Source organism: Asticcacaulis sp. P2_C5 (assembly GCF_056404555.1).
In genome coordinates, this window is the sequence record NZ_JBFUDU010000020.1 from 65,374 (window position 1) to 74,434 (window position 9,061).

At 57.9% G+C, this 9,061-nt stretch carries 5 protein-coding genes; all 5 read left to right on the plus strand.

What is annotated here, in order from left to right:
- Positions 1-31 precede the first annotated feature (31 nt).
- Entirely contained in the window at positions 32-2,500 is a 2,469-nt protein-coding gene (locus tag AC1DXO_RS24845; protein WP_476980905.1) for an ABC transporter permease, read from the plus strand.
- Positions 2,501-2,601: 101 nt separating this feature from the next.
- Positions 2,602-3,810 (plus strand): D-mannonate dehydratase ManD, encoded by a 1,209-nt coding sequence (manD, locus tag AC1DXO_RS24850; RefSeq protein ID WP_476980906.1) that lies wholly within the window; start codon positions 2,602-2,604, stop codon positions 3,808-3,810.
- Between the two features lie 123 nt (positions 3,811-3,933).
- Entirely contained in the window at positions 3,934-6,072 is a 2,139-nt protein-coding gene (locus tag AC1DXO_RS24855; protein ID WP_476980907.1) for a malate synthase G, read from the plus strand.
- Positions 6,073-6,158: 86 nt separating this feature from the next.
- On the plus strand, positions 6,159-6,530 hold the full coding sequence (locus tag AC1DXO_RS24860; protein WP_476980908.1) for a VOC family protein: 372 nt from the start codon (positions 6,159-6,161) through the stop codon (positions 6,528-6,530).
- A 186-nt stretch (positions 6,531-6,716) separates the two neighbouring features.
- Positions 6,717-9,061: calcium-binding protein (locus AC1DXO_RS24865; protein ID WP_476980909.1), on the plus strand; the 2,345-nt coding region annotated here is incomplete at its 3' end.

A 9,061-nucleotide genomic window follows, 5' to 3' on the forward strand; every position in this document is an offset into this window, starting at 1 on the left:
ATTGGTGCTCCCAGTCGCCCCGCGAATCCTGATGCTTCAATCCGCCGTCATAGCCTATTACCGTTCGTCGGCCCGTCATCCGCTGTACGCGGCGCTGAACCTGCTGGGGTTGAGTATCGGTATTGCCGTCTTCATCGTGCTCAGCCTGTTCGTGCGTTTCGAAACCAGTTACGAGCAATGGGTGCCGCACGCTGACGCCATCTATGAGGTCGCGACCTTACGCCGCGCGACGCCGAACGGCCCGAGCCGGCGTTTTTCCAGTGCCGGTTTTACGCTGGACGCCATACGGGCCGAGTTTCCAGGTCAACTGGGTACGCGGGTCGCTACGGCCTATATGATCGTCCACAAGGGCAACGAGAGCTTTGACGAGGAAGGGCAACTGGTCGATCCGGAGGTCTTCCAGGTGTTCAACATTGGCTGGGTTGCGGGTGATCCGGCAACCGCCCTGCGGCCGGATGCTATTCTGCTGTCGGAAGCCATGGCACGTAAATATTTCGGCAGCACCGACATCATTGGCAAAACCATCAATTTGCGTGATGATCTGGGACCACTGACCAGGGAGGGCTATGTCGCGCCACCACCGCGCGACTATGTCGTGACGGGTGTCCTGAAAAATCCGCCCGCCAATTCCAGGTTGCGCTTCGACTTCGTCCGACTGATTACACCGCAGCGCGTGAGCGACGAACTCTATTGGCACGATTGGGGAGTCTCGCCCCATCACACCTACCTATACGTGCCCTCCGCCGAGACCGTGCACCGTATCAATGCACGCACGGACCTGATCATCGACAAGTACGGCAGTTCCGTCCAATACGACATGGTGTACAAGGGGGAGCCCCGCCACAAGCATATAGGCCTTCAACTTGTCCCGCTAACGGCTGAGCATCTCGCCGACCGCAAGACCGCGGCCGGCGTGTGGAGTCTGGCCGTTGTCGGTGTGCTGGCCCTGTCGGTGGCGCTGATCAACTATATCAATCTGGCGACCGCGCGGGCAGGACTGCGGGCGCGTGAGGTGGCGGTCAGAAAGTGCGTCGGCGCCACGTCAGGCTCGATCCGGCTGCAATTCCTGACCGAGGCCTTGCTGGTCAGCCTGGCCGCGGGCCTGCTTGGGTTCAGCCTTGTCGAATTGCTGTTGCCGATCGTCAATCGCTTTGGCGGCCTGTCATTGCGCCTCGATTATCTGCGTGAGGCATCTTTGCTGTCAGGTCTGATGGGATGCGTTCTGTCGAGCGGACTCCTGGCCGGCCTTTATCCCGCCTTTGTCCTGTCGGCCTTCGAACCGGCGCAGGTTCTGGCTTCGACCCGGTCGCCATCGGGTGGTCGTCTTAGCCACGTCGTTCGCGAAGCCCTGGTCGTCCTGCAATTCACCGTCGTCAGCGCCTTTTTTATCATCGTGATCGGCTTTTTCGTTCAGTTGCGCCATATGGAGACGTCCGACCTGGGGTTCCGTCGCGAAGGCCTGCTGATCACCACGTCGACCATCAGCGACTTTGTGAAACCCGATCAGGTCGAGGCGATTCAGGCGCAATGGCGCGCACTTCCCAACGTCGTAGCCCTGACCTCGGGCAGCGTGCCCGGGCATTACCTCCTGTACGGCTCGCTATCCGTAACGACGGCCGACCCAAGGATCGCGCCGATCCTGGTCAAGAGTCTGACCGGTGAACGCGACTTCTTTCGCACCTACGGTACCGAACTTCTTGCCGGACGAAGTATGGACCAAGCCGACAGAATACCGATGAAGTACGGTCCGGTCGGCATGTTCGACGACACCGTCAATGTCGTTGTCAACAAGGCGATGGTCCAGGCCATGGGCCTGGCCAAACCCCAGTCCGCGATCGGCCAGATCCTGGTCTGTCAATTGACCCGCCTGCGTATTGTCGGTGTGGTTCAGGACCAGAGATTCATCTCGCCGACCGAAAAGATGGGCCCTGCGATCTATTTTATCAGCGAAGGGACCGAGGGCGAGAGGGCCACGGTGCTGCGTTTCGAAGGCGTGTCGGAAGAGGTCATGGTGGCGCGCATGAAGGCGGTTTGGCACAAGCGGTTTCCGGGCCTGCCCCTGGTCACCGAATCCAGCGGCGACACCCTGGCAGAATATTATGAAACCGACCGGCGCAACACCAGCCTGTTCGCGGTCGGGGCGGGTGTGGCTGGCTTGATCGGCGCCATTGGGTTGTACGGCATGGCGGCGTTCAACACCTCCAGCCGGGCGCGCGAGATCGGTTTGCGCAAGGTCATGGGGGCGTCGCGGGGTCAGGTGACCCGCCTTCTGGTCCTGCAATTCATGATGCCGGTGGTGATTGCCAACCTGATCGCCTGGCCGATTGCCTGGTTCACCTTGTCACGATGGTTGTCGCAGTTCGATGACCGCGTGGCGATGAGCGTATGGTTTTTTGCGGCCGGATCGGGCGCCTCGCTTCTGGTGGCCATCGTCACCGTCGCCGGATTGGCGCTGTCGAGCGCCGGCGCGTCGCCCGGGAAAACCCTGCGCCATTCGTAGGAAGTTACAGGTGACGGAAATCGCTTGTATATGATCGGCAGACAGGTAAGACAGCCGTCATTCGCCAGCTCCACGACTGGCCAGACATTGAGATTGAGCCCATGAAGATCACTGCCGCACGCGTCATCGTCACCTGCCCGGGGCGCAATTTCGTCACCCTGAAGATCGAAACCGATCAGGGTGTCTATGGCATAGGCGACGCGACCTTGAACGGGCGCGAGCTTTCGGTGGTCGCCTATCTGGAAGAGCACGTTATCCCGGCCTTGCTGGGCAAGGACCCGCGGCGCATCGAAGACATCTGGCAGTATTTCTATCGTGGGGCCTACTGGCGGCGCGGTCCCGTGACCATGCGCGCCATTGCGGCTGTCGATGTGGCGCTGTGGGACATCAAGGGCAAGATGGCCGGCATGTCGATCACCGATCTGCTGGGCGGGCGCAGCCGCGACAGCGTGCTGGTCTATGGCCACGCCAATGGCGGCGACATCGCGCAGACCGTCGATGCCGTCGGGCAATATATCGATATGGGCTATACGGCGATCCGGGCGCAGTCGGGCATTCCGGGCGTCAAGATGGCCTATGGAGTCGGGCGCGGCGTGCTGCATTACGAACCGGCGGACGCGGCACTGCCGACCGAAACCCTGTGGAATACCTCCAAGTATCTCAACTATTGTCCCAAACTGTTTGAAACCCTGCGTTTGACCTATGGCCCCGAGCCGGAACTGCTGCATGACGGGCATCATCGGCTGACGCCGATGGAAGCGGCACGGCTGGGCAAGGACCTGGAGCCGTATCGTCTGTTCTGGCTGGAGGATATTACGCCGGCCGAGAACCAGGAAGCGTTCAGGCTGATCCGCCAACATACGACGACTCCGCTGGCCGTCGGCGAGATATTCAATACGATCTGGGACGCCAAGGATCTGATCCAGAACCAGCTGATCGACTATATCCGGATGACGATCGTCGGTTCCGGCGGGGTGACTCATCTACGCCGGGTGGCCGATTTCGCCGCGCTGTGGCAGGTGCGCACCGGCAGCCATGGCGCCACCGACCTGTCGCCGGTGACCATGGGCACGGCCTTGCAGTTCGACATGTGGGTGCCCAATTTCGGCATCCAGGAATATATGCGCCACACCGAAGAGACCGACGCCGTCTTCCCGCACAGCTATGTGTTTGAAAAGGGGAGGCTGTTCCCAGGCGATGTCGTCGGCCACGGGGTCGATATCGACGAAGGTCTGGCTTTGAAATATCCATACAAGCCGGCCCAGTTGCCCGTCGCCAGGCTGGAAGACGGATCCATGTGGAACTGGTAGTGGAAATTAATTTTCACAGACAAATCATATGGTTGTGATTTATTAGCGAAAATAGAAATAATTTTCAGAAAAATTGACGCGGCGCAGCATTATCTCTTATCCTGAACGGACAAGGAGATCGCCATGGCCTATGTTTCGATCGGTGCGTATCGCGTCGCACAGTGCCTGTTTCGCTTTATCGAAGATGAAGCGCTGCGCGACAGCGGGCTGGACGCGGCAAAGGTCTGGCGTGGGCTGGACGCGGTTCTGTCCGAGTTCAGCGCGGAAAATGCGCGCCTCCTGAAGGTCCGGGACAGGTTTCAGGCCGAGTTGGATGCCTGGCATGGCGGGCAGGGCGGACAAACACAGACCTATCGGGCGTGGCTGGAGAACATCGGCTATCTCGTCGAGGCGCCGGCGCCGTTTCAGGTGACCACAGATGGCATCGACGACGAGATCGCCGTGCTGGCCGGGCCGCAACTGGTCGTGCCGGTGTCCAATGCGCGTTACGCGCTGAACGCCGGCAATGCGCGCTGGGGCAGCCTTTATGACGCGCTGTACGGCACCGACGCGCTGGGAACCTTGCCGGCGGGGGGCGGCTACGACGCGACGCGCGGCGCCCGGGTGACATCCCAGGCCAAGGCGTGGCTGGACGCGTTTGTGCCGCTGGACGGGGCGTCGCATGCCGATGTGACGGAATATCGCGTCGAGAACGGCCGGTTGCTGGCCCAGACCGATGATGGCGTTGTCGGGCTTGCGACGCCGGCGCAATTCACCGGTCATAACCATGGCGCTATCCTGCTGAAGCACAACGGGTCGCACCTGGAACTGGTGATCGATCGCACCGGCCCGATCGGCGCGGCCGATGCGGCGGGGGTTGCTGACATCATCATCGAGGCGGCTTTGTCGGCGATCATGGACATGGAGGACAGTGTCGCCGCGGTCGATGCCGAGGACAAGGTCGGGCTGTATCGCAACTGGCTCGGCCTGATGCGCGGTGACCTGAGCGAAACCTTCATCAAGGGCGGGCGCACCGTCGAGCGGCGATTGAACGCCGATCGCGTCTATGCTGCGCCGGATGGATCGTCCCTGACCTTGCACGGCCGCAGCCTGATGCTGGCGCGCAATGTCGGCCTGCATATGTACACCGACATGGTGGTGGACGCAGACGGCCGGCCGGTGCCGGAAGGCCTGGTCGACCTGTGCGTCACGGCCCTGATTGCGCATCACGACCTGGGCAGTCGACACAACAGCCGCACGGGTTCTGCCTACATCGTCAAGCCGAAGATGCACGGGCCGGACGAGGTCGCCTTTGTGGTCGCGACGTTTGCAAAGGTCGAGACGCTGCTGGACCTGCCGGCGCGGACGCTGAAGATCGGCATTATGGACGAGGAACGGCGGACCAGCGTCAATCTGGCGGCCTGTATCGAGCGCGCCAGGGATCGGGTGTTTTTCATCAATACGGGCTTCCTTGACCGTACCGGTGACGAGATCCATTCGGTGATGGAAGCAGGTCCCGTTCTGCGCAAGGGCGACATGAAACAGGCCACCTGGACGGGCGCCTATGAGGCATCCAACGTCGATATCGGCCTGGCCTGCGGCTTGCCTGGACACGCCCAGATCGGCAAGGGCATGTGGGCGGCACCCGACACCATGCAGGCCATGATGGCGCAGAAGATCGGCCATCCGAAGGCCGGCGCCTCGACGGCCTGGGTGCCGTCGCCGACCGCGGCTGTGCTGCATGCCTTGCATTATCATATGATCGACGTGGCGGATGTGCAGGCCGGCTTACGTGGTCGGCCGGCAGCCTCGGTGGACGATATCCTGACGCCGCCGATGCTGGATGGCGTGCTGACCGCTGAAGAAATTCAGGCCGAACTGGACAACAATCTGCAGGGCATATTGGGCTATGTCGTGCGCTGGATCGATTTCGGCATCGGCTGTTCCAAGGTGCCGGATATCCACGATATCGGGTTGATGGAGGACCGGGCGACCCTGCGCATTTCCAGCCAACACGTCGCCAACTGGCTGCGTCACGGCCTGATCGATGAGGCCCTGGTCGAGGCGCGGCTGCGCTTTATGGCGCAGGTGGTCGACCGGCAGAACGCCGGCGATCCAGCCTACCGGCCGATGGCGCCGGGGTTTGATGGCCCGGCCTTCCGGGCGGCGCGCGAACTGGTGCTGAGCGGGCGCGACCAGCCCAATGGCTATACCGAATTCGTGTTGCATCGTTATCGGCGCGAAGCCAAGGCATCGGCTACGGTCGAGTCCGTGCCGGCGTAGGCGGACATTTGGGCGAAATCGTCTGGTTTTTCCGAGATGCGTTTCGGGTTAGGGTCTGTTGATCCGCAACCCGATGAGGCCGTCCCATGCCCGAAATTTTGTCGCAACGCCCATTTTTGCCGAGCAAGGACTATGCCCGCTCGCTCGATTTTTACACCCGCATGGGCTGGCAGGTGGGCTATCGGGCGCATGATATGGCCTTCCTGTCGCTGGGGGCATCGCAGATGTTCGTACAGGCGGCCTGGGTGCAGGACTGGGCGCACAATATGATGCTGCATATCGTGGTCGATGACGCGGCGGCGTGGTTCGAAACGGCCAGCCGGGTCAAGCGGGAAGGCGGTTTCGACGAGGTCAAGGTCAAGCCGCCGCAGCGCGAAGCCTATGGCGCCCTGGCGACGCATGTCATCGACCCGGCGGGTGTGCTGCTGTTTTTTGCACAGATGGATGAGGGACGGTGAAGAAGTGGCCTGGATCGAGAGGGGCGGCGGTACTTAGGCAATTGATACGTCACCTAAATAGACTGAAATAGTCACTGGCGGGGTCGCGTGGAACGCCTCCCGAAACAATTCAATTTGATTTGTGCAACCTGAAATTTACCATAAAATTGATGCGAAATGATGGGTTGATCATCCGGGGGAAGCGTCATGACGTTCGTAACAAGGCTGAATAACACCGATATTATTGAGCTTGATGCGTATGACGATTATAATTTTTACAGTGTGAATCCCGACAACGGAAGCAAGCATTTTTTGTTTGGCCACAGAAGTTTAGGCAGCAGTAGTTTCTATCAAGCATTTGATATAGTTGGAAATAGGGCTATCATTTATATTTATGATAGCGGGCACCGACTTCTATATGGAACAGATACAAATTCGGGTGAAATTTTGCTGGACTTTCACCCAAGCTCATTATCAAATTCCTTTATAAGCCTGCTTTCAGATTTAAATACAATTGATATCGTAACTCTGTACGGGAATTCAAAATATCAAATCTGGGCGACGGATGGAACTTCCGGTGGCTCTAGAACTGTGCTGGATCTTACAAATGATGAAAGACCGTATCGAATTAATAATATTAATAATTACGCTATAGTTGAGACGTATGGTTCTTCTTCTTATAAGATATATGGCATAAATGGTTTATCATCCGTCACCGCTCCACTGATTCAATTCGATATTGGAGGACCATATAACGCATACGTCTCACTTTCTGGTATAGTAAGAAAGTACGACATAATTGAATTTTATCATGGCGCAAACAATTATCATGAATATTGGGCTACCGATGGCACAGTAGGTGGTACGAAATTAATGTTCAAATATACCGGTTATAACGGTATTGATCACAGTATAGACTATTTCGGCAAGGTCAGCGAACATTTAATGTTCGTGGCCCATGACAATGATATATATACTTTTATTTCAACCGATGGGCGTGGATCGGAGGAAATATTCCAATATGATGCTAGTTCATCTCCATATGCTTACATTATTATTGAGCAGCAAAAATACGGCTATGATCTCGTCAATATTGCTATGCCCAACCGTAACGTCTATTTTGCTACCGACGGCACTAAGGCTCACACACACCTGCTAAGCGGGCCTGTCTTGGATGTTTATGGACAGACGTTTGTCGGGGATGATGATCCAAATATTTACTACGACACGGATGGCCAAGACACCCTTCTTGGGTTTGGCGGCGCCGACCAGCTTTATGCTTCAGTAGGAAATGATTCATTGGACGGCGGCTCCGGCTCGGATGTAATGGTTGGCGGCATTGGAGACGATAGATACCAAGTTGACGATAACTCGGACGTTATCACCGAAAATAGCTCGTCAGGAACAGATGCTGTCTGGGCGTCCGTGACTTACGGACTTTCGCCTAACCTGGAGTCTCTCATATTAACGGGCATGGCTGATATCGGGGGTACGGGTAATCTATCGCCCAATCCGATAACCGGCAACGATGGAAATAATACGCTTGATGGCGGAGCGGGTGGCGACACGCTGACAGGCGGCTTGGGGAATGATTTATATTTGGTCGATGATGTTTCCGATGTCGTCGTCGAGCTTGCCGATCAAGGCGAGGACAGCATTTACGCCAGCGTAAGCTACATTTTGTCTGACGTCCTTGAAAGACTTATCCTGACGGGGACGGCAGACATCAGCGGAACGGGTAATGCATTTCCTAACATCATAGTCGGAAACAGCGGACGCAATGCCCTTGTCGGAGGCGCCGGCGATGATACGATGAATGGTGGTTTGGGTGACGACACCTATCTTCTGGATAGTGCCGGAGACGTGGCGAGCGAAATCGCCGGTGAGGGCACAGATACCGTCATCGCGAGCTTTACTTATGTGCTGGCTGCCGATTTCGAAAACCTGGCACTTTCGGGTACAGCGGCGATTAATGGGACTGGCAATGGCAGCAACAATATGCTGTCTGGCAATGACGCGGCCAATACGTTGACGGGCCTGGCTGGTAACGATGTCCTGGATGGTGGTCTCGGTGTCGATACAATGCTGGGGGGGGCGGGCAATGATACCTATCTCGTCGACAGTGCCGGTGACGTCATCACCGAGATAGGTGGCCAGGGGACGGATGTGATCAATGCCTCGGTCACCTACACGCTGGGAGCCAGCATCGAAGTGCTGATCCTGACGGGTTCGGGCAATATCGATGCGACGGGCAACTCCAACAACAACGCCCTGACCGGCAATGACGGTAACAACAGCCTCAATGGCGGCCTGGGATCGGATCTGATGACCGGCGGGCTGGGCGACGACACCTGTTATGTCAACGACGCCGGAGACAAGGTCGTGGAACTTGATGGCGGCGGCACCGACACGGTGTTTGCCGGCATGTCCTATTCGGGCGCAGGACAGTATATCGAGAACATCACCCTGCTGGGTTCGGGCGATTTCTTCCTGCTCGGCAATGGTTTGGGCAATACCCTGCGCGGCAATAGCGGCAATAATGATCTGAATGG

What these genes read in the sequence shown, in the direction of transcription:
- AC1DXO_RS24855 (WP_476980907.1), top strand. Translation starts at nt 3,934, where the DNA reads ATGGCCTATGTTTCGATCGGTGCGTATCGCGTCGCACAGTGCCTGTTT.
- manD (WP_476980906.1), top strand. Translation starts at nt 2,602, where the DNA reads ATGAAGATCACTGCCGCACGCGTCATCGTCACCTGCCCGGGGCGCAAT.
- AC1DXO_RS24845 (WP_476980905.1), top strand. Translation starts at nt 32, where the DNA reads ATGCTTCAATCCGCCGTCATAGCCTATTACCGTTCGTCGGCCCGTCAT.
- AC1DXO_RS24860 (WP_476980908.1), top strand. Translation starts at nt 6,159, where the DNA reads ATGCCCGAAATTTTGTCGCAACGCCCATTTTTGCCGAGCAAGGACTAT.